8 protein-coding genes are annotated in these 20,787 nt (G+C 62.2%); 4 read left to right on the plus strand and 4 right to left on the minus strand.

Going from position 1 to position 20,787, the window contains the following annotated elements; all coding sequences use genetic code 11:
* Positions 1 to 24 precede the first annotated feature (24 nt).
* Together ACYSTU_RS22385 and ACYSTU_RS22390 are read right to left on the minus strand one after the other, a co-directional pair.
* Positions 25 to 1,347, minus strand: coding sequence for an ATP-binding protein (locus ACYSTU_RS22385; RefSeq protein WP_024013671.1), 1,323 nt, complete (start codon positions 1,345 to 1,347; stop codon positions 25 to 27).
* Entirely contained in the window at positions 1,347 to 2,027 is a 681-nt protein-coding gene (locus ACYSTU_RS22390) for a response regulator (RefSeq protein WP_016770812.1), read from the minus strand. The genes ACYSTU_RS22385 and ACYSTU_RS22390 overlap by 1 nt, the downstream gene beginning before the upstream one ends.
* A 253-nt stretch (positions 2,028 to 2,280) precedes the next feature.
* On the opposite strand from ACYSTU_RS22390, the gene ACYSTU_RS22395 reads away from it, so the two are divergent.
* From ACYSTU_RS22395 to dsbG, 4 genes are all read left to right on the plus strand, one after another.
* Positions 2,281 to 2,973, plus strand: a complete 693-nt coding sequence (locus ACYSTU_RS22395; protein ID WP_281881417.1) for a hypothetical protein — start codon at positions 2,281 to 2,283, stop codon at positions 2,971 to 2,973.
* Positions 2,974 to 3,070: 97 nt separating this feature from the next.
* Positions 3,071 to 4,804 (plus strand): protein-disulfide reductase DsbD, encoded by a 1,734-nt coding sequence (dsbD, locus tag ACYSTU_RS22400; RefSeq protein ID WP_499001663.1) that lies wholly within the window; start codon positions 3,071 to 3,073, stop codon positions 4,802 to 4,804.
* Positions 4,804 to 5,685, plus strand: a complete 882-nt coding sequence (locus ACYSTU_RS22405) for a TlpA disulfide reductase family protein (RefSeq protein ID WP_122700107.1) — start codon at positions 4,804 to 4,806, stop codon at positions 5,683 to 5,685. The genes dsbD and ACYSTU_RS22405 overlap by 1 nt, the downstream gene beginning before the upstream one ends.
* Positions 5,661 to 6,431 carry a thiol:disulfide interchange protein DsbG gene (dsbG, locus tag ACYSTU_RS22410; protein ID WP_217878597.1) on the plus strand — a complete coding sequence of 257 codons (771 nt, stop codon included), beginning with the start codon at positions 5,661 to 5,663 and terminating at the stop codon, positions 6,429 to 6,431. Before ACYSTU_RS22405 ends, dsbG begins: the two co-directional genes overlap by 25 nt.
* Positions 6,432 to 6,566: 135 nt before the next feature.
* Here the strand turns inward: dsbG and ACYSTU_RS22415 are convergent, their stop codons facing one another.
* Together ACYSTU_RS22415 and ACYSTU_RS22420 are read right to left on the minus strand one after the other, a co-directional pair.
* Positions 6,567 to 7,382: an alpha/beta fold hydrolase gene (locus ACYSTU_RS22415; protein ID WP_499001667.1), complete on the minus strand. Its 816-nt coding sequence runs from the start codon at positions 7,380 to 7,382 to the stop codon at positions 6,567 to 6,569.
* 228 nt (positions 7,383 to 7,610) lie between these two features.
* Complete coding sequence (locus tag ACYSTU_RS22420; RefSeq protein ID WP_499001670.1) at positions 7,611 to 20,609, minus strand: non-ribosomal peptide synthetase; 12,999 nt, start codon at positions 20,607 to 20,609, stop codon at positions 7,611 to 7,613.
* Positions 20,610 to 20,787 lie beyond the last annotated feature (178 nt).

Raw genomic sequence — 20,787 nt, forward strand, 5'->3', positions numbered from 1 at the left:
TTTTTTTTGGGATCTGAGGTGAGATCAGAGGGTTTGCAACGGCATGGTCAGTTCCACCCGCAAGCCATCCGGGCGGCTGTCGAAATGCAGGGCACAATCACAGCGCTGAACAATCGCCTGGACAATCGCCAGACCCAGCCCGCAGCCGGTGCTCTGCCCGTTGCGCCAGAACCGTTGGGTCAGATGCTGCAAATCATCTGGCGCAATGCCAGGACCATGGTCACGCACGACAAAACGCACGCGATTGCCGATGTTTTCCAGATGGACCTCGACCGCGCAATCTTCAGGCGTATGGCGCAGGGCGTTGTCGAGCAGGTTACGCAGTGCAGCAATCGCCAGCACGGCGGGCATTTGCAGCGGCGCGGCGGACAAGTCGTCCGGCACGTGCAGTTGGATCCGCAGCCGTTCACCGCCGGTGGCGTCCTGGATCGCCAGTCGGGCCACTTGCTCGGCGCTGCATTGCGAGCCGTCATCGAACGACAGGCTGCCTTCGACCCGCGCCAGCAGCAGCAACTGTTCAAGGGTGCGGTGCAGGCGATCGGCGCCCTCCTCGGCGCGGGCCAGCGATTGATCGCGTGCACTGCCGTCGGTCATGCGCGCGACTTGCAGGTGGGTCTTGATCGCCGTCAGCGGACTGCGCAGTTCATGCGCCGCGTCACCGGTCAAGCGACGTTCACGCTCGATGGTCTTGCCGATGCGCTGGAACAATTGATTCTGGGTTTCCAGCAACGGCTTCAATTCGCTGGGAAACGCCTGCAACTGCAAGGGCTCAAGGGAGTCGGCATTGCGCCGCATCAGCGCCTCGCGCAGACGATTGAGTGGTGCAAGACCCTGACCGATGCCCAGCCACAGCAGGCACAGGCAGCCCAGCAAGGCCACACCGACCGGCACCGAAGCGGCGAGCAGAATCGACATGTTCAAGGCTTCGCGCTCGATCTGCCGATCCGCCGTAGTGATGCGCACATCGCCCCGGGCCAGGGTGAAACTGCGCCACGGTGCGCCGTCGATCATTTGATCGTGGAAGCCCATTTTCTCGGCTTCCAGCGCTTGCTCGGGGTTGTTGTGGCTTCGCGCGAGAATCTCGCCGCGCAATGAGCTGACCTGACAGGCCATGCCGCCGGGAATGTTCAGCTGTTCAGCACTGAAGTGGGTGCCCTCGCCCTTGCTCGGCAGCGTCGGCAATTGCTCAAGCAAACCGGCGACCATGCGCGCCGAAGCGACCAGGCGCTGGTCGAGGGAGAACATCATCTGATTGCGCAGATCGCTGAGCATCCACGCCGCCGCCAGCGCCCAGATCAGCGCGAAGGCGGCCCCGAGCGTCAGACTCAGGCGCAGGCGCAGACTCATCACTTGCCTTGCTCTCCGCCATCGGCAGGCCCGAGGCGATAGCCCAGACCACGCACGGTTTCGACGATGCCTTTGCCAAGCTTGCTGCGCAGATGATGGATATGCACGTTCAGTGCGTTGCTTTCCAGTTCGTCGTTGAAGCCGTAGACGCTGTCCTTCAGTTGCTCGGTGGACAGCACCCGGCCGCGATTGTGCAGCAATGCCTGCAACAGCGACTGCTCGCGCCGCGACAGGTCCACCGGTTGCCCGGCGAGTCGGGTTTCGCGGCTACTCGGGTCGTAAGTAAGCGCGCCATGCTCGATCAGATTGACACTGCGCCCGGCCACTCGGCGCAACAGGGTTTGCAGGCGAGCGAACAGTTCGCGCAGGTCGAAAGGCTTGAGCAGGTAGTCGTCGGCGCCGGCCTGCAGACCGTCGACACGATCGGTCACCGAGTCACGGGCAGTGAGGATGAGAACCGGGATTTCCAGGCCGCTCTGCCGCAACTGTTGCAGCAACTTGAGGCCATCTTCGTCGGGCAACCCGAGATCGAGAACCATCACGTCGAATTCGGCGACCTTGAGCATCGCCCGCGCCTTGGACGCGGTGTTGACGTGCTCGACGGTCAGGCCCTGTGCCTTGAGCCCGGCGACGATGCCGCTGGCGATCAGCTCATCGTCTTCGCAAACCAGTACGTGCATAGGGGCTCCGGAAATAAAAAAGGCGAGTGAAGCAGGCAAGGATTAAGTGGCAATTATGGCGGCACACGTCGACTTCGCAAAGCTGCACGAGAATGCAGTCAGGTTGTCGCAGCCCAGCAACCGACGCGAGCATGCCAAGCAAACTTTATTACCCCGTTACCCATCCGGAAACAATTCCAGCCTTTATCGCCAACGCAACTTCATCTAGTTTCAACTGGCAACTTCAACCCCACACTTAAATGGACTTTCAAACATGACCAACTTGAATAACTTTGTTGCCATAGACTGGCGCTCCGGCCCTGATCGAATTTATTTTTTCTTCAAGGACACCGATACCTATTCGCGCTTTGATATTGGCGACAATAGTGTCCCGTCCAATTATCCAACCGCCACGGCAGGCAACTGGGACAACTTCGCCCCGTATACCAAAGATCTGCGCTTTGGCTTGACTACCACTTCCTTCGGCTGGAACGCCGGAAGTGACGAGGATATTGCCTGGCTTTTCTTCTATGACGGAACAACTCCGATGGTCTGCAAATACGATCAGGACAGCGATAAAGTTGCCGCCTTCTACAAGGTATCCGACTCGGTATGGAAGCCGATTCTTCCATATTTTGACAAGATCATCGCCGGCACCTGGTTTCAACTGACCGGCCACCCTTTTCTGTTTCGATTCATCCTCGATGACGGCCACTACTTGTCTTTCGACTACAAGGCCAAGACCGTCAAGTACAACCGTTTCGGCGAATATCAGCTGGGCGCGCTGAAACCTTACAAGGACCGGATAATCACCGCAGCGCAGAATGACCGGACATTTGCAGACAGTTACTGGTATATCTTCCTGACCAACAATCAGTACCTCACTTACAACATTCAGTCCGACCGACTCGTTGCCGGCCCCAGAACCATTGATGACGGTAATTGGCCCGGCCTGCTGCGTGGCTGATTGGTCAATCCCGGCGAGCCTAGTAGGATAGGGTTAATTATCGGTTAATCGCCGCCGCCCATCCTGCACCCCACTTGCACAGGGACAAGGCTCCTCCATGCGTCATTTTTTTCTTCTGTTTGCTCTACTGGTTTCCGGTCTGGCTCAGGCCGGAAACAATCCGTTCGAGTCCAAGCCGGACTTTTTACCCGTCGACAAGGCATTCGTACTCACCTCCGAGCTTCTGGACTCGGGCGAAACCCAGCTGTTCTGGCAGATCACTGACGGCTACTACCTGTATCAGAAACGCCTGAAATTCGACGGACTGGCCGCCGATCAGCAGCCGGTGTTGCCTGAAGGCGAATCCCACAGCGATGAGTTCTTCGGCGAGCAGCCGGTCTATCGCCAAGGCCTGGAAGTGAAAATCCCGGCAGCGGCCAGCGGTCAGATCAAGGTCAGTTATCAGGGCTGCGCCGATGCCGGTCTGTGCTATCCACCGCAAACCCGGGTGATTGACCTGGGTGGCAAAGCCGCAGCAACAACAGGCGCTGAAGCCCCGGATCAGGCTTTGGCCAGCAGTCTGCAACAACGGGCGCTGGGCTGGAGTCTGCTGGTGTTCTTCGGCCTTGGCCTGCTGTTGGCGTTTACCCCGTGTTCGCTGCCGATGCTGCCGATTCTCGCCGGGATGATCGTCGGCAGTGGCGCCACACCACGGCGCGGGTTTGCCTTGGCCAGCAGCTACGTGATCTGCATGGCACTGGTGTATGCGGCGATGGGCGTGATTGCTGCGCTGCTCGGTGCGAACCTGCAGGCGTGGTTGCAAAATCCTTGGCTGCTCGGTGCGTTTGCCGCCATTTTCGTGGTGCTGGCATTGCCGATGTTCGGCTTCTTCGAGCTGCAACTGCCGGTGGCCCTGCGTGATCGTCTTGAACATGCGTCGCGCAGCCGCAGCGGCGGCAGCCTGATCGGCGCCGGTGTGCTGGGCGCGTTGTCCGGTCTGTTGGTCGGGCCGTGCATGACCGCGCCACTGGCCGGCGCGCTGCTATACATCGCGCAGAGCGGTAACGCGTTGCACGGCGGTCTGATTCTGTTTGCACTGGGCATCGGCATTGGTGTGCCGCTGTTGCTGCTGGTCACCGTGGGCAACCGCTTCCTGCCAAAACCCGGGGCGTGGATGAATCTGCTCAAGGGCATATTCGGCTTCCTCTTTCTTGCCACTGCATTGTTGATGCTGCGCCCGGTACTGGATCCGTCTTTGTGGCTGGGCCTGTGTGGCGCCCTGTTGTTGATCGCCGCTTACAGCGCCTGGAAACAATCCGCAGGGTTTGGCCGCGTCGCGCAGATGTTTGGCGCCCTGTCCTTGTTGCTCGGTTTGTGGGGCAGCTTGTTGGTGATCGGTGCAGCGGGCGGCAGTGATGATCCGTATCAGCCATTGCAGGTCTACAGCGCCGGCCCTGTCGCCAGCGCGGCGCCGACGGGCCACGATGCCTTCAGCACAATCAAGGAACCGGCCGCCCTGCAACGCGAACTCGACGCGGCCAAGGCCCAGGGTCAGTGGGTGCTGCTCGATTACTACGCCGACTGGTGTGTGTCGTGCAAGGTCATGGAGAAGAAGGTGTTCGGTGAGGCCAAGGTCATGCAGGCCCTGAGCGATGTGCGCCTGCTGCGCCTGGATGTGACCGCCGACAACGCTGCGAGCCGTGAGCTGCTCAGTCGCTATAAAGTGCCGGGGCCGCCGACGTTCATCTGGATCGGCGCTGACGGCGAAGAACGCCGCAGCCAGCGCATCACCGGCGAGGTCGATGCCGATACCTTCCTGCAACGCTGGTCCGCCACCCGAGATGCCAACTGATGCTGACGTTCACCCTCGGCACCTTCGCCATCGCGCTCAACCACCTGCTGCTGATCAGTGCTCTGGCGTTGGCGACATTTGTCGGCTGGCGAGTGGCCAAGCGCGGCGGTGATAACCCCGAGTCAGCGCTGTTCAGCCTGTTTTTGCTGGGCATGCTCGCGGCGCGCGTTGCGTTTGTCGCGCTGTACTGGTCGCACTATCGCAATGACCCGTGGCAGATCATCGATCTGCGCGACGGCGGTTTCCTCGCTTGGCCCGGAGTGATCGTGCTGCTGCTGGCGGCGTTGTATCGCGGCTGGCGCCGGCCCGCTTTGCGTCGACCGTTGGGTTTCGGCGTGGTCAGTGGCGTGGCGTTCTGGCTGCTTGCCACCCTGTCGCTGAATATCTACGAACAGGGTACGCGCCTGCCGGATATATCCCTGCGCAACGCCGCTGGCGAAACCATCAAGCTCAGTGACTATCAGGGCGGGCCGCTGGTGATCAACCTCTGGGCGACCTGGTGCCCGCCGTGCCGGCGAGAAATGCCGGTGCTGGAAAACGCCCAACAGCAGCGCCCGGATCTGACGTTCTTGTTCGTCAATCAGGCCGAAAGCATGCAAAGCGTGGCAACGTTCCTGGAAACCCAGGGCCTGAGCCTGAACAACGTGCTGTTCGACCGCGGCGGCCGTCTCGGTCAGGCCGTGGGTTCCATGGCGTTACCGACTACGCTGTTCTATAGCCCGGACGGTCGCTTGCTGACCAGTCACCTCGGTGAACTGTCGAACGCCAGCCTCGCCCGCGCCTTGGAAACCTTCGACACTTCGCCTTCAAGCCCGAATCAGGCCGTTGCCCCGGCCAACTCTGCAAGGAAACTGCCATGCCCCGCCTCCGCCACCTGCTGACGCTGACCCTGGGCACTGCCCTGCTGCACTTGCCGTCGGTGCAGGCTGCTGAAGAACTGCCCGCCGCAATCAAAAAGATCGAAGCCAAGGGCGCGAAAATCGTCGGCCAGTTCGACGCCCCCGATGGCCTGCGCGGGTACGCCGCGCAATACCAGAATCGCGGCATGGCGCTGTACCTGACCCCGGACGGCAAACACGTCGTGGTGGGTAGTCTGTACGATGCCGACGGCAAGGACCTGAGCAGCGAGCCTTTGCAGAAACTGGTCTACGCACCGATGTCCAAGGAGGTCTGGGCCAAGTTCGAGGCGAGCAACTGGATTCAGGACGGCAACAAGGATGCACCGCGCACGGTGTACCTGTTCAGCGATCCGAATTGCCCCTACTGCAACATGTTCTGGGAACAGGCGCGGCCATGGGTCAAGGCAGGCAAAGTGCAGTTGCGCCACATCATGGTCGGCATCATCCGCGAAGACAGCCCGGGCAAATCAGCCGCGCTGCTGGCGGCGAAAGACCCGGCCAAGGCCCTGGAAGATCATGAGAGCGCTGGTAAGGGCAGCGCCCTCAAGGCGTTGAAAGACATTCCGGTCGCCGTGCAAACCAGACTCGCGGCCAACATGCAGTTGATGGAAGACCTCGAACTGCAGGCCACCCCGGCGATTTTCTATATGGATGACAAAGGCGAACTGCAACAACAGCAAGGCGCGCCTTCGCCGGACAAGCTGGTGAAGATTCTCGGGGCGAAATAAAACCGATCCTTTATCGCCTGACCCGGCCTCATCGCGGGCAAGCCCGCTCACACAGAGTCTTGTGATGAACACGGAATATGTGAACACCTGAAACCCTGTGGGAGCGGGCTTGCCCGCGATTGGAATTCACTCGGTCTAGCGGTTGCGCTCGGCCAGAAACGCCAGTAGTGCCTCAGTGACAAACGCGGGATTCTCCAGATTGGAGATATGCCCCGCCTCCGGTACCAGCACGCACGGGCAACCGATCAATTCAGCCATTTCCCGGGCTTCCGAGGGTGGTCGCGGTTTGTCCTGATCGCCGCACAGCACCAGTGTCGTCTCCGGGTCCAGCTCGTCCAGGCGTGGCAACAGGTCGTCGCGGCCAAACGTGATGCGTCCCATCGGGACGATGCTGTCGCGCAGACGCTCGGGCGAATAGCTCTTCAATTTCGCGCGGAAGTCCTGATACAGCGCCGACTGCGGGTCGATGCCCGGGCGGAAGAAGATCGGTACGACGATATCGAGCAGTTGTTCGGAGATGGTACCGGTGTCTTCGATCTGCTTGAACAGCGAGAAGTAATACTGCCGGGTCGGTTCTGGCTCGACGCCGACGTAGGTGTCCATCAGCACCAGACCGTTGAGACGTTGCGGTGCGGACAGTGCCAAACGCACGCCCCACATGCCGCCGACCGACAGCCCGACCAGAGTCACGCGGTCGATGTCCAGGTGATCGAGCAAGGCCTGCGCCTGTCGGGCGATGTCGTCCAGCGAAGTGGTGCCTTCGGGTAACTTGCCGGACTCGCCATGCCCCCACAGATCCACGGCAATGACGCGATAGTGCGCGGTCAGCGCGGCGATCTGCGGCGCCCACATCGCCTGGTCCCAAAGGTAACTGCCGGCCAGCAACACGGCGGGGCCGGTGCCTTGATCAATGTAGTGCAGTGCTTGTCCGTCAACCGTGAAAAAGGGCATCGACCACCTCCGCGACAAAAAACAGAACCGGCAGACTGAGCTGCCGGCTGTTGATCGTCAAGGATGGAAATGTACAGTCATGTACTGGTGATTTGTGTTGAGTTCACCGACGCCATCGCTGGCAAGCCAGCTCCCACAAGGTTCAACGTCGTTCACAAGATTTGTGCTCACCGCAAAAACTGTGGGAGCTGGCTTGCCAGCGAAGAGGCCGGCCCAAGCGCTGAAGAACTACAACCCCTCCAGCTCCGCCATCAGATCATTCAACCGATCAACCTTCTCCTCCGTAATGTCGCTGGCCGCCAGCCCATCGATGTATTCGGCCAGTTCCTCCACCGTGCTGCATTCGAACATCGCGCGCAGCGGCACGTTGCGTTGCAGGGCTTTTTGTAACCGCGATGCAATTTGCGTAGCCAGCAGCGAATGCCCGCCCAATTCGAAGAAGTTATCGCGCACGCCGACCTTTTCCACTTTCAGCACTTCAGCCCAGATATCAGCCAGGGTCTGCTCCAGCTCGTTGCGCGGGGCCAGATAATCCGCGCTTTGCAACTGACCGATCTCCAGCGTTGGCAAGGCTTTGCGGTCGAGTTTTCCGTTAGCGTTGAGTGGCATTTGCTCCAGCCACAGCCAGTGCAGCGGCACCATGTATTCCGGCAGTTCGGCGCGCAGGCGCTGCTTGATCCGCTCCAGGCGTTCGCCCGGATTGAGCGCTGCATCGGCCGCGACCAGGTAGCCCACCAGATGCTTGCCGTTGACGCCTTCCTGCACACCCACCGCCGCGTCGCGCACTTCCGGTTGTTCATGCAGGCGCGCTTCGATTTCACCGAGCTCGATGCGGTAACCGCGAATCTTCACTTGATGATCGACGCGGCCGACGTATTCCAGCACGCCGTCGGTGCGGCGCCGTGCCAGGTCACCGGTGCGGTACAGGCGTTCGCCCGGCGCGCCGAACGGATTCGGCACAAACACCGGCGCGGTGCGCAACGGATCGCTGACATAACCGCGACCGACGCCGGTGCCAGCCACACACAACTCACCCACCGCGCCCAAAGGCACCAGTTCCAGCGCGCCATCGAGCAAATACAACAAGTTATTGTCGGTCGGCGTGCCGATCGGCAAATAGCTGCCGCGCGTCGACGCCATGTCGACGCGGAAGAACGCCACGTCATCCGAGCATTCCGCCGGGCCGTAAGCATTGACCAGACCAACGTCCGGGTAACGCAGCAGCCATTGATGGGCCAGTTCCGGCGGCATCGCTTCACCGGTCGGCAACATCCAGCGCAAACCATCAAGGCTCATGTGATCAGCGGCGAGCATGCCCTGAATCAGCGACGGCACACTTTCCAGCACGGTGATGCCCTGCGCCTGCACATGGCCCAGCAAACCTTGCGGATCGTGGGCAATCGTATTCGGCACGATGTCGACCCGTGCGCCGAACAACGGCGCGGCAAGGAACTGCCAGACGGAAATATCGAAGCTTTGCGAGGCGGTCTGCGCGATCACATCGGCCTCGCTCAAGTCGAGGTACGGGCGTTTGCTCAACTGGTTGTTGAGCATGCCGCGCTGCTCGACCATCACGCCTTTTGGCAGACCGGTCGAACCCGAGGTGTAGATCACATAGGCGAGATTGTCCGGGCCGCTGTGAATGCCGAGATTGTGCGTCGCTGCGGCCGACGCCTGGACCTCTTCCCACACCAGCAGGCGCGGGCGATTCGAACAGCCAAACTCTTCGAGCAAGGTCTGCGCCTGCTCTAAGCAGGCTGCGCTGCACACCAGCAACGGCGTGCGGCTCAGCTCGATGATGCGGCTCAGGCGCTGGCTCGGCAGACCCGGGTCCAGCGGCAGGTAACCGGCACCGGCCTTGAAGCTGCCGATGATCATGCCGAGCAGGTCGAGATTACGCTCGGCCAGCAGCGCCACCGGTTGATCCATGCGCACACCGGCAGCGACCAGGGCATGGCCGAGACGGTTGGCGTTGTGATTCAGTTCGGCATAGCTCAATTGCTGATCGAGGCAACTGGCGGCAACGCGCTGCGGATGCGCCGCGACCTGCGCCTCGAACAACGCCACGTAGCTTTGCTCCAGTGGGTAGTCGTGGCCGCTCTGGTTGCAACCGTGCAGCAGGAAGTCGCGTTCTTCGTCGCCGAGCAGCGGCAAATCGGCCATGTCGCCATGGAAGCCGTCGACCAGCGCCAACAGCAGGCGTTTGAACTCACTGAGCATGCGCTCGACCGTCGACTCGTCGAAGTAACGCTGGTCATAGGACAGGTGCAAGCCAAGGTCATCGCCCGGGTAACACACCGCCGTCAGCGGGAAGTTGGTGTGGGTACGGCCGGAATCCGAGGTCGCATTCAGGCTCTGTGCACGATCAAGCACCGAGACTTCCACCGGGGCGTTTTCGAACACGAACAGGCTGTCGAACAGCGGCTGGCCTTTGGGCAATTCGCTCTGCTCCTGGATATTCACCAGCGGCAGGTATTCGTACTCGCGCAGTTGCATGTTGCTGTCGAGCAACGCGCTGAGCCATTGACGCACGCTGCTGCGCTGATCGTCCTCAGGCATCTTCACCCGCAGGGCGATGCTGTTGATGAACAGGCCGACGGTGCGTTGCATTTCCGGCATCTCCACCGGCCGCCCGGCCACAGTCACGCCGAAGAGCACGTCGCGATCGCCGCTCAGGCGCCGCAAAACCAGAGCCCACGCAGCCTGGGCGAAAGTGTTGACGGTCAGTTGATGGGCCTGCGCCAGTTCCCGCAGCCGTGCGCCGTCCTCGACATTGAGGCGGGTGTAGCGGTCGCCGACGATCATGCCGCCGCTTTCACCGGCGTGTTCGCGCAGGAACGGCCGGTCGCTCGGGATCGGCGTGGTGCGCTCGAAGCCTTGCAGATTCTGCCGCCACCACTGCCGCGCCTCGGCCAAGTTCTGGCGTTGCAGCCAACCGATGTAATCGCGATAACGCGGCGGCACGCTCAACTGCGCTTCGCGACCTTCACCGAGGGCGGTATAGATCTCGAAGAAGTCGTTCATCAGCAGCGAACGGCACCAGGCGTCGATGAGGATGTGGTGGTTGCTCATCATGAACCAATAACGCGCCGCGCCGACCTTGATCAGGCGCAGGTGAAACGGCGCCTGATTGAGCAGATCGAACCCGGCTTCGCGTTCGCTTTTCAGCAGCGCTTGCAGCTGTGGTTCCTGCTCGGTTTCGGCGACGGCGCTCCAGTCCAGATACTCGATCGGCGTGCGCCCCGGCGTGTGAATCACTTGCAGCATGTCTTCGCCAACGTTCCAGCAGAACGAAGCGCGCAATGCTTCATGACGAGCGACCACCGCTTGCCACGCCTGGGCGAAACGCTCGGGGTCGAGCTCGCTGTTGATGCGATATCGATCCTGCATGTAGTACAGACCGGTGCCCGGCTCGAGCAAGGTGTGCAGCAACATGCCTTCCTGCATTGGCGTCAGCGGGTAGACATCTTCGATGTGCGCGGCCGGCACCGGCAGCGCATCGAGTTGCGCCTGAGTCAGTTTCGCCAGCGGGAAGTCCGATGGCGTCAGGCCGCCGGCTTCGTCTTGCAGACAATGGGCGATCAGGCTTTGCAACTCACCGAGGTAGGCGGCGGCCAGATCGTTAATGGTTTGCGCCTCGTAACGCTCGGCACTGAAAGTCCAGCGCAGCAGCAGTTCACCGCCGTAAACCTGACTGTCGACACTCAGCTCGTTGGGCAACGGCGCCTGCGGATCGTGGGCTGCACCGATTGGCTCATCGAGAGGACGGAACAGCGCATCGCTGCCGAAGCTCTGGTCGAACTGGCCGAGGTAGTTGAAGGTGACCTGCGCCTGCGGCAGCGCGGCCATGTTCTGGCGGCAGCCGTCATCGGCCAGATAACGCAACACGCCATAACCGAGACCTTTGTGCGGCACGGCGCGCAATTGTTCTTTGATCGCCTTGATCGAAGCGCCCTGCCCGGCGGCCTCTTCGATATTGTGCGGGGTCAGGCGCAGCGGATAAGCGCTGGTGAACCAACCGACGGTGCGGGTCAGATCAATCTCGTCGAACAGGGTTTCGCGACCGTGGCCTTCCAGTTGAATCAGTGCCGAGGGCTGGCCGCTCCAGCGGCACAGCACACGGGCCAGCGCGGTCAGCAGCAGGTCGTTGACCTGAGTGCGATAAGCGCTCGGTGCCTGTTGCAGCAACTGCCGGGTGCGCTCGGCATCGAGGCGTACGCTGACGGTTTGCGCATGGCGATTCTGCCTGCCGCCCTGCGGGTTTTCGCAAGGCAAATCGGCGCTCGGCCCGGCCAGTTGCGCTTGCCACCAACCGAGTTCTTCACGCAGGGATTCGCTGCCGGCGTAGGCCTGCAAACGCGCGGCCCAGTCCTTGAAGGCGCTGGTTTTCGCCGGCAGTTTCAGCGGCTGCGCAGCGTCGAGTTGGCGATAGGCGGTTTGCAGATCATCCAGCAACACGCGCCAGGAAACGCCGTCGACGACCAAGTGGTGGATGGCGATGAACAGGCGTTGCTGAACATCCGCAACATCGACCAGCACTGCGCGCAGTAACGGGCCGTTTTGCAGATTCAGGCTGCGTTGCGCGTCGGCGAACAGAGATTCGCACCGATCCAGCGAATCGACGCTGACTTGCCTGAGCACATCCTCATTCGTCAGCGCTTGATGCGTCGCTTGCCATGCATCATCGGTTTCAGTGAAACGCAGACGCAGCGCATCGTGCTGCTCGATCACTGCCAGCAAAGCTTGCAGCAATCGTTGCGGCTCGAGCCGCACAGTCGGTTCCAGCAACAGCGCCTGATTCCAGTGCTGACGCTGGGGAATGTCCGTATCGAAGAACCAGTGCTGAATCGGCGTCAGGCGCGATTCGCCGTCCACCAGACCTTGCTCGGCCGTCACTTGCTGGGTGCGACTGGCAACGGCGGCGAGCGTCTGCACGGTCTGGTGCTGGAACAGGTCGCGCGGGCTGAAGTGAATGCCCTGCTGACGCGCGCGGCTGACCACTTGAATCGACAGAATCGAGTCGCCGCCGAGCTCGAAGAAGTTGTCGTTGAGGCCGACCTGCCTTACGTTGAGCACATCGCACCAGATCTGCGCCAGGGTCTGCTCAAGCTCGTTGCTCGGCGCGACATAGACCTGACGATTGAGGTCCGTGTCCGGCGCCGGCAAGGCGCGGCGGTCGAGTTTGCCGTTGGCGGTCAGCGGCATGCTTGCCAGCAGCATCAGCTGGGTCGGCACCATGTAGTCCGGCAGTTGCGCCTTGAGGTGCGACTTGAGCGCTTCGCGCAGTTCAGCCTGTTGCGCTTCGCCTTGCCCGGCGACCTCTGTAACGAGGTAACCCACCAACTGCTTGCCACTCGGCGCATCCAGCGCCAGCACCACGGCTTCGCGGATCGAAGAATGATCGAGCAGGCGCGTTTCGATTTCGCCCAGTTCGATGCGGAAACCGCGGATTTTCACTTGATGGTCGATCCGCCCCAGATACTCGACCAGACCATCGGCACGCTGGCGCACCAGGTCGCCGGTGCGATACATGCGCCCGCCATCAGCGGTAAACGGGTCAGCGACAAAACGCTCGGCGCTGATGCCCGGGCGGTCGTGATAGGCCTGAGCCAGACCGGCGCCGCCGACAAACAATTCACCGGTCGCGCCTTGCGGCACCAAGGCCAGATCGGCATCGAGAATGTAGGCGACTCGCGACCCGATCACGCTACCAATCGGCACACTGCCGGCGCCCTCTTCCAGTACCTGCGGCGCCAGACTGGCCAGCGGCATGACCACGGTTTCAGTCGGGCCGTAGGCGTTGAAGAACAGCGCTGGCTGGAACGCCGCGCGGATGCGCTGCAGATGCTCGCCGGTCAGCGCTTCACCGCCGGTGATGATCATGCGCACCGGCAGGACGTCATTCTGCGTGGCAAGGAACTGCGCCAACTGGCTGCCGTAGCTCGGCGTGAAACCGAGGACGTTGATTCGATGCGTGCGAATCAAGCCGCAGATTTCTTCCGCGTCCCACTGGCCCTGCGCCCGCAACACCACCTGCGCACCGCTGAGCAGCGGCACCAGTAGACGTTCGGTGGCAGCGTCGAAGTTGATCGAATAGAAATGCAGTTCACAGTCGTCCGGGCGCATGCCGAAGCGTTCGATCACGGCCTGGCAGTGCATGGCAATTTCACCGTGGGAGACCACCACGCCTTTCGGTTTGCCGGTCGAGCCCGAGGTGTAAATCAGGTAGGCCTGATGTTGCGGCAGGCTGATAAACGGTAGCTCGCCGGCCGGGTAGTCGGCCAATCCCGGACTGTCATCTTCCAGGCACCAGCGCGCCACGTCTGACGGCAAGTCACCCAGGGCCTGAAACATCGCCCGATCGCTGAGCAGCAGGCCGATGCGGCTGTCTTCAATCATGTAATGCAGACGATCCAGCGGGTACTCCGGATCCAGCGGCACATAGGCGCCGCCAGCCTTGAGAATCGCCAGCAGGCCGATGACCATTTCCAGCGAACGCTCCAGCGCCAGACCCACCCGCACTTGCGGGCCGACCCCACGCTCACGCAGCGCCCAGGCCAGACGATTGGCCCGGGCATCGAGTTCGGCGTAGCTCAGGGTCTGCCCGGCGAAGGTCAGCGCCGGCGCGTCTTTGCGCGCCAGTGCCTGTTCGGCAAACAGATGATGGATGCACTGGTCGAGACGATGCTCGCCCGGATCGATGCCAAGGCTGTCGAGCAGGTGCTGTTGCTCGGTGTTGTCGAGCAACGGCAGTTCGCTGAGGCGTTGCTGCGGATCAGCGATCAACGCTTCAAGCAGGTTGCGCCAATGCCTGGCCATGCGTTCGATGGTCGGCTCGTCGAACAGATCGGTGCTGTAAGTCAGGCAGCAGCCGAGGCGATGGTCGAGGTCGGTGACTTCCAGATTGAGATCGAACTTGGTCGCCCGAGCATCGTTGGCCAGGTACTCGACGGTCATACCAGCGAGGGTGCGGCTCTGCTGGAATTCCCAGCGCTGCACGTTGCACATCACCTGGAACAGCGGGTTGTAAGCCGCGCTGCGTGGCGGCTGCAAGGCTTCGACCAGATGATCGAACGGCAGATCCTGATGGGACTGGCCTTCGATCACGGTGTGGCGCACCTGCTCGAACAGTTCGCCGACCGACATCTGCCCGTCGAGCTGGCAACGCAGCACCTGGGTGTTGAGAAACGCACCGATCAGCCCTTCGCTTTCCGGGCGGATGCGGTTGGCCACCGGCGCACCGATGCGCAGGTCGGTCTGGCCGCTGTAGCGGTAGAGCAGCGTGGCGAGCGCTGCGGTCATGGTCATGAACAGGGTCAGGCCGTTTTGCGCATTGAACGCCCGCACCCGCGCAGCGAGATCGTCACTCAGATCGAAACGGAACAGCTCGCCCTGATGGCTCTGCACCGGTGGACGCGGACGGTCGCCGGGCAGTTCCAGTAGCGGATGTTCGCGACCGAGCTGCGCGGTCCAATAATCGAGCTGGCGCTGGCGCTCGCCGGACTCCAGCCACTGACGCTGCCAGACGCTGTAGTCGAGGTATTGCACCGGCAGCGGCGCGAGCGGTGATTCGCGCTCATCGACGAACGCTTCATACAGCGCACTGAGTTCACGGGCAAAGATGTCCATCGCCCAGCCTTCGGTGACGATGTGGTGCAGGGTCAGGACGAAGTAATGCTCGTGCTCGGCGGTCTTGACCAGACAGGCACGCAGCAACGGTCCGGTTTCCAGATTGAACGGCTGGTGCGCTTCTGCATCGGCCAGTTGCTGGACTTGTAGCTCCCGGACTTCTGCCGGCAGGCTGGAGAAATCCTTCCAGCCCATGCGCACGCCGGTCTCGGCATGCACCTGTTGGCGGGCGACGCCATCGATACTTGGGAATGTGGTGCGCAGGGTTTCGTGGCGCAGGATCAGCGCCTGCAACGCCGCCTCGAAATGCTCGACATGCAGCACGCCGCGCAAGCGCGCCATGCCGCCGACGTTGTACGCCGGGCTGTCCGGTTCCATCTGCCAGAGGAACCACATGCGCTGCTGCGAATAGGACAGCGGCACCGCCTGGCTGCGGTCGATTTTTGCAATCGGCAACTGTTGATTGGTGTGGCCGCTGACCTGGATCAGGCGAATCTGTTCGGCGTAATCGCCCAGTTCGCTGTGCTCGAACAAGGTGCGCAGCGGCAGTTCGACGTCACAGGCCTGACGTGTGCGCGAAATGATTTGCGTGGCCAGCAGCGAGTGACCGCCGAGGGCGAAGAAATCATCACGCAGGCCAACCTGCTTCAGACCCAGCACTTCGCGCCAGATCGCGGCGATTTGTTGCTCCAGTTCGCTGACCGGCTCGATATGTTCACGCACCTGCCATTGCGGCTCGGGCAAGGCGCGGCGGTCGAGTTTGCCGCTGGGACTCAGCGGCATCGCGTCAAGGCGCAAAAGTTGCGCCGGGACCATGTATTCCGGCAGCTCAGCGGCCAAAGCGTTCCTCAGTCGAGCGATTTGTTCGTCGGCATTTTCCTGCGCATCGCTCGCCGTGAAGTAGCCGATCAGTTGCGCACCGGCAGCGGTTTCCCGCACCAGAACCAAGGCTTGGGCGACGCCATTTTGCGCCAGCAGTCGCGCCTGGATTTCTTCCGGTTCGACGCGAAAGCCACGCAGTTTGACCTGCTGATCGAGACGGCCGAGGTATTCGATAACGCCATCCGAGGACCAGCGCGCACGGTCGCCGGTGCGGTACAAGCGGGCACCCTGCTCGCCCAGTGGATCGACGACAAAACGCTCGGCGGTCAACGTCGGACGACCCAGGTAACCGCGAGCCAGACCAATACCGCTGATGCACAGCTCGCCCGCCACACCCGCCGGTACTGGATTGAGATCGGCATCGAGAATGCGGCAGACCACATTGCCCAGCGGCCGGCCAATCGGCGAGCGCTCACCATCGGCAGTTGTGCAGTGCCAATGGGTGACATTGATCGCGGTTTCAGTCGGGCCATAACGGTTGTGCAATTGCACCGCCGGCAGTTGCGTCAGCACACGGTTGCGCAACTCGGCGGGCAAGGCTTCACCGCCGGAAAACACCCGGCGCAGGCTGGTGCACTCGGCACTCAGCGGCTCGTCGATGAACAGCGCCAGCAGCGGTGGGACGAAGTGCAGCGTGGTCACGCCGTATTGCTGGACCAGTTGCGCGATGCGATGCGGGTCGCGGTGCTCGCCGGGGGCGGCAAGCAGCAGACGCGCGCCGCTGATCAGCGGCCAGAAGCATTCCCACACCGAGACGTCGAAACTGATCGGCGCTTTTTGCATCAGCACGTCGGTTTCGTCGAGACGATAAGCGTCCTGCATCCATTGCAGGCGCTCGGCCAGCGCGGCGTGGGTGTTGCCGACGCCTTTCGGTTGCCCGGTGGAACCCGAGGTGTAAATCACGTAGGCGAGGTTGTCGCCGTGCAGTCGCAGGCCCGGTGCCTGGCTCGGCCATTTATCCAAGTGCAGCGCATCCATGGCGATCACGCTGACGCCATCGCTGGCCGGCAAACGCTCGAGCAATTGCGTCTGGGTCAGGAGCAGTTCGACGCCGCTGTCGCGGAGCATGTACGCGAGGCGTTCGGCCGGATAATCCGGATCAAGCGGCACATAGGCGCCGCCGGCCTTGATGATCGCCAGCAGACCGATCAGCAGTTGCGGCGAACGCTCGGCGGCGATGGCCACGCACACGTCCGGGCCAACGCCTTTGTCGCGCAGGTAATGGGCGAGCCGGTTGGCTTGCGTGTGCAGCTCGGCAAAATCCAGACTACCGCCGTCCCACACCAGCGCGGTGCGTTGCGGGGTGTTGCGCGATTGTTGCTCGAGCAGTTCCGGCAGCCAGTGTTGCGCCGAGGTGCACGGAGCGACGCTCCAGTCCTTCTGTTGATTCTGCTCGCTGGCGGTCAGCAAGCGCAGATCGCCGATGGCCTGCTGTGGCTGTTCGCAGACCTCGCTGAGCAGATTATGGAAATGCTCGGCCAGACGCTCGATGGTCGTGGCATCGAACAGTTCGCTGGCGTAGTCGAAGGACAAGCTCAGGCGACCGTTGCGATCCTCTTCGCTGTGCAATTGCAGATCGAACTTGGCTTCGCGGCTGTGCCACGGCAGTTCTTCGGCGAGCAGACCCGGCAGGCGCTTGAGCGCACTGAGGTCGCGCTGCTGATGGTTGAACATGACCTGGAACAGTCCCTGTTCGCGGGCCTGCGGGAACGCTTCGAGCAGTTGTTCGAAGGGCAGATCCTGATTGGCCTGGGCGCCGAGTGCGGCCTGGCGGGTCTGGTTCAGCAGCTCGGCAAATGTCAGGCGCGAATCGATTTGCGCACGCAACACCTGGGTATTGATGAAGAAGCCGATCAGGCTTTGGGTTTCCAGGCGCGGACGGTTGGCGTTGGGCACGCCGATGCGAATGTCGCGCTGACCACTGTAGCGGTGCAGCAAACTTTGCAACGCAGCGAGCAGAAGCATGAACGGCGTGGCCTGGTGGGCCTGCGCAGTCTGGCGGATCGCCTCGCTGAGTTCGGTACTCAAGCGCACGCTGTGGCGCGCGGCGCTGTGGTTGTGTCTGGCCGAGCGCGGGTGATCGGTGGCCAGTTCCAGTGGCGGATGTTCTTCGCCCAACTGCGCTTTCCAGTACGCCAGTTGCCGCTCGCCCTCGCCTTGCGCCAGCCATTGCCGCTGCCAGTTGCCGTAATCGGCGTATTGCGTGGGCATCGCTGCCAGTGTCGCCGGCGTCCCTTGGGTTGCCGCCGCGTAGAGACGCGAGAATTCGTCGAGCAGGATATTCAGCGACCAGCCGTCAGCGATGATGTGATGCAGGGTCACCAGCAGTTGATGTTCTTCGTCATCGAGACGCACCAGTGTCACCGCCAGCAACGGGCCTTTTTCCAGATCGAACCGAGTGCGCGCCTCGTCTTCGCGAATCTGCTCGGCGCGGGCTTCGCGCTCGGGAATTGGCAGGTCGCTGATGTCGATCAGTTGCAGATTGAGTTCTGCAGCGGCGAGCACTTGCTGCAATGCCACGCCGTCGCGTTCGAAGAAACGTGTGCGCAAGGATTCGTGGCGTTCGATCAGTTGCTGGAAGCTGCTGCGCACGGCGTCTTCGTCCAGCTCGCCACGCAAGCGCAGGCCGCCGGGAATGTTGTAGGCGCTGCTCTGTGGATCGAGTTGCCAGGTGATCCACAGACGGTTTTGTGCCAGCGACTGCGGCATCGGCTCACTGCGCGACAAGGTGCTGATCGGACCTTGAGCGCTGCCGCCGTCCTGTTTTAGCTGCGCCACAGCGGCGGCGGAAGCGGAGAGGGTTGGCGCTTCGAACAGCAGGCGCAGGCTCAGCTCGACACCGAGTGCTTCGCGAACCCGCGCCACTACTTGCGTGGCAGCGATCGAGTTGCCGCCGAGCAGAAAGAAATGGTCGTCGCCACTGACCTGCTTGACGTTGAGTTGCTCGGCCCAGATTTGCCCGATCAACGCTTCAAGGTCCGAAGTGCTGCTGGTCGCGTTTTCCGTTGCGGCTGTGATCGAAGGGAACAGCGCGTAACTGTCGAGGCTGCCATCAGCCAGACGATTGCGGCACGCCGAGCGCTGCAGTTTGCCGCTGGAGGTTTTCGGCAACGCGCCCGGATTGAGCAGCACCACCACGCTTGGCGCCTCCTGATACGCCTCGGCCACGGCTTGGCGAATGGCTTTGATCAGCGCATCTGGCGCAAGGATTTTCTGCACGCTGCGGCTGATTTCCGCAGCGATGCCGATGCCCTCTTCGCCGTCGTGAGTGACCGCGAACGCCGCCACGCGGCCCTTGCGCACCACTTCGACTTCGCGCTCGACGGTCTGCTCGATGTCCTGCGGATAGAGGTTGTGTCCGCGGACGATGAGCATGTCTTTCAGGCGCCCGGTGACGAACAACTCGCCCGCACGGATAAAACCCAGGTCGCCGGTGCGCAACCAGGTGCGGCCGGCGTGCTGGACAAAAGTCTTGGCGCTGGCTTCGGGGTTGCGCCAATAACCGTGGGCGATGCTCGGGCCGGCGGCCCAGACTTCGCCGACGGCGTTGTCGGCGAGTTCTTCGAGGGTATTCGGTTCGACGATCAGCACCGCGTGCTCAGGCTGGCTGATGCCGCAGCTCATGATCGCGCTGCCATCGCCCGGCTCGGCGCGGTTTTGCGCCAGCGCCTGATCGTCCACGCGCAGCGCCGGGATGCCGGTGCCGCGCGGTGTGCCAGCGACAAACAGGGTCGCCTCGGCCAGACCGTACGAGGCCATGAAACTGTTGTCGCTGAAACCGCAAGCAGCGAATTTTTCCGCGAAGCGCTCGAGGGTATCGAGACGGATCGGCTCGGAACCGGAATAGGCCACGCGCCAGCGGCTCAGATCGAGGCGCTCAAGGGCCGATTCGCTGACCCGCTCACTGCACAAACGGTAGGCGAAATCCGGGCCGCCGCTGATGGTGCCGCCGTATTCGGCGATCGCTTCCAGCCAGCGCAACGGCCGGCCGAGGAAGTAGGCCGGCGACATCAGAATGCACGGCACGCCGCTGAAAATCGGTTGCAGCAGGCCGCCGATCAGCCCCATGTCGTGGTACAGCGGCAACCAGCTGACGATGACGTCGTCCGGGTTGACGTCGATGCCGAAACCGTGACGGATCAGCAGTTCGTTGGCGACCAGATTGCCATGGCTGACCTGCACGCCCTTGGGCAGCGCGGTGGAGCCGGAAGTGTATTGCAGAAAGGCGATGTGCTCGGCTGGCAGGCTCGGTTCAACCCACTGTTCGGCCAGTGCGCTGTCGAGGGTGTCGACACACAACAGCGGCGGCGCGCCGTCGATTTGTTGCAAGGCATCGCGCAGGTCGGCGCTGGTCAGCAATAGCGTGGGTTCGGCGTCGACGATGATCGACAGCAATCGCTCCTGATGATGACGACGCGCGGATTCCGGCGGATAGGCCGGCACCGCAATCACACCGGCATACAGGCAGCCGAAAAACGCCGCGACGTAATCCGCGCCACTGGGAAACAGCAGCACCGCACGCTCACCGAATCCAGCCTGAGCCTGCAACGCAGCGGCGATGGTGCGCGCGCGTTGATCCAGTTCGCGATAGCTGAGCACCACGGTCTGTTCCGGGTTTTCGGCGAGAAAACGCAAGGCCAGTCGGTCCGGCGTCAGGGCCGCGCGACGCTTGAGGGCATGGACCAGGGTGCTGGGGAGTTCGAACGCGTCGGTCATGAGGTTTCCTGCCTGAATTCGGCTTGCAAGTGGAATCGGGTGGCTGCGTCACACCTGTCGAGAGGCGTGCGGGGCGCGGTCTGTGCCGACCACGCTGGGCATCGGAATGCGCTGAGGCCGGGGATCTGCACCCGGGCCATTCACCAATGAGAACGGATGGACTGTGGAAATAATTAGT

This window comes from Pseudomonas glycinis, assembly GCF_054871425.1.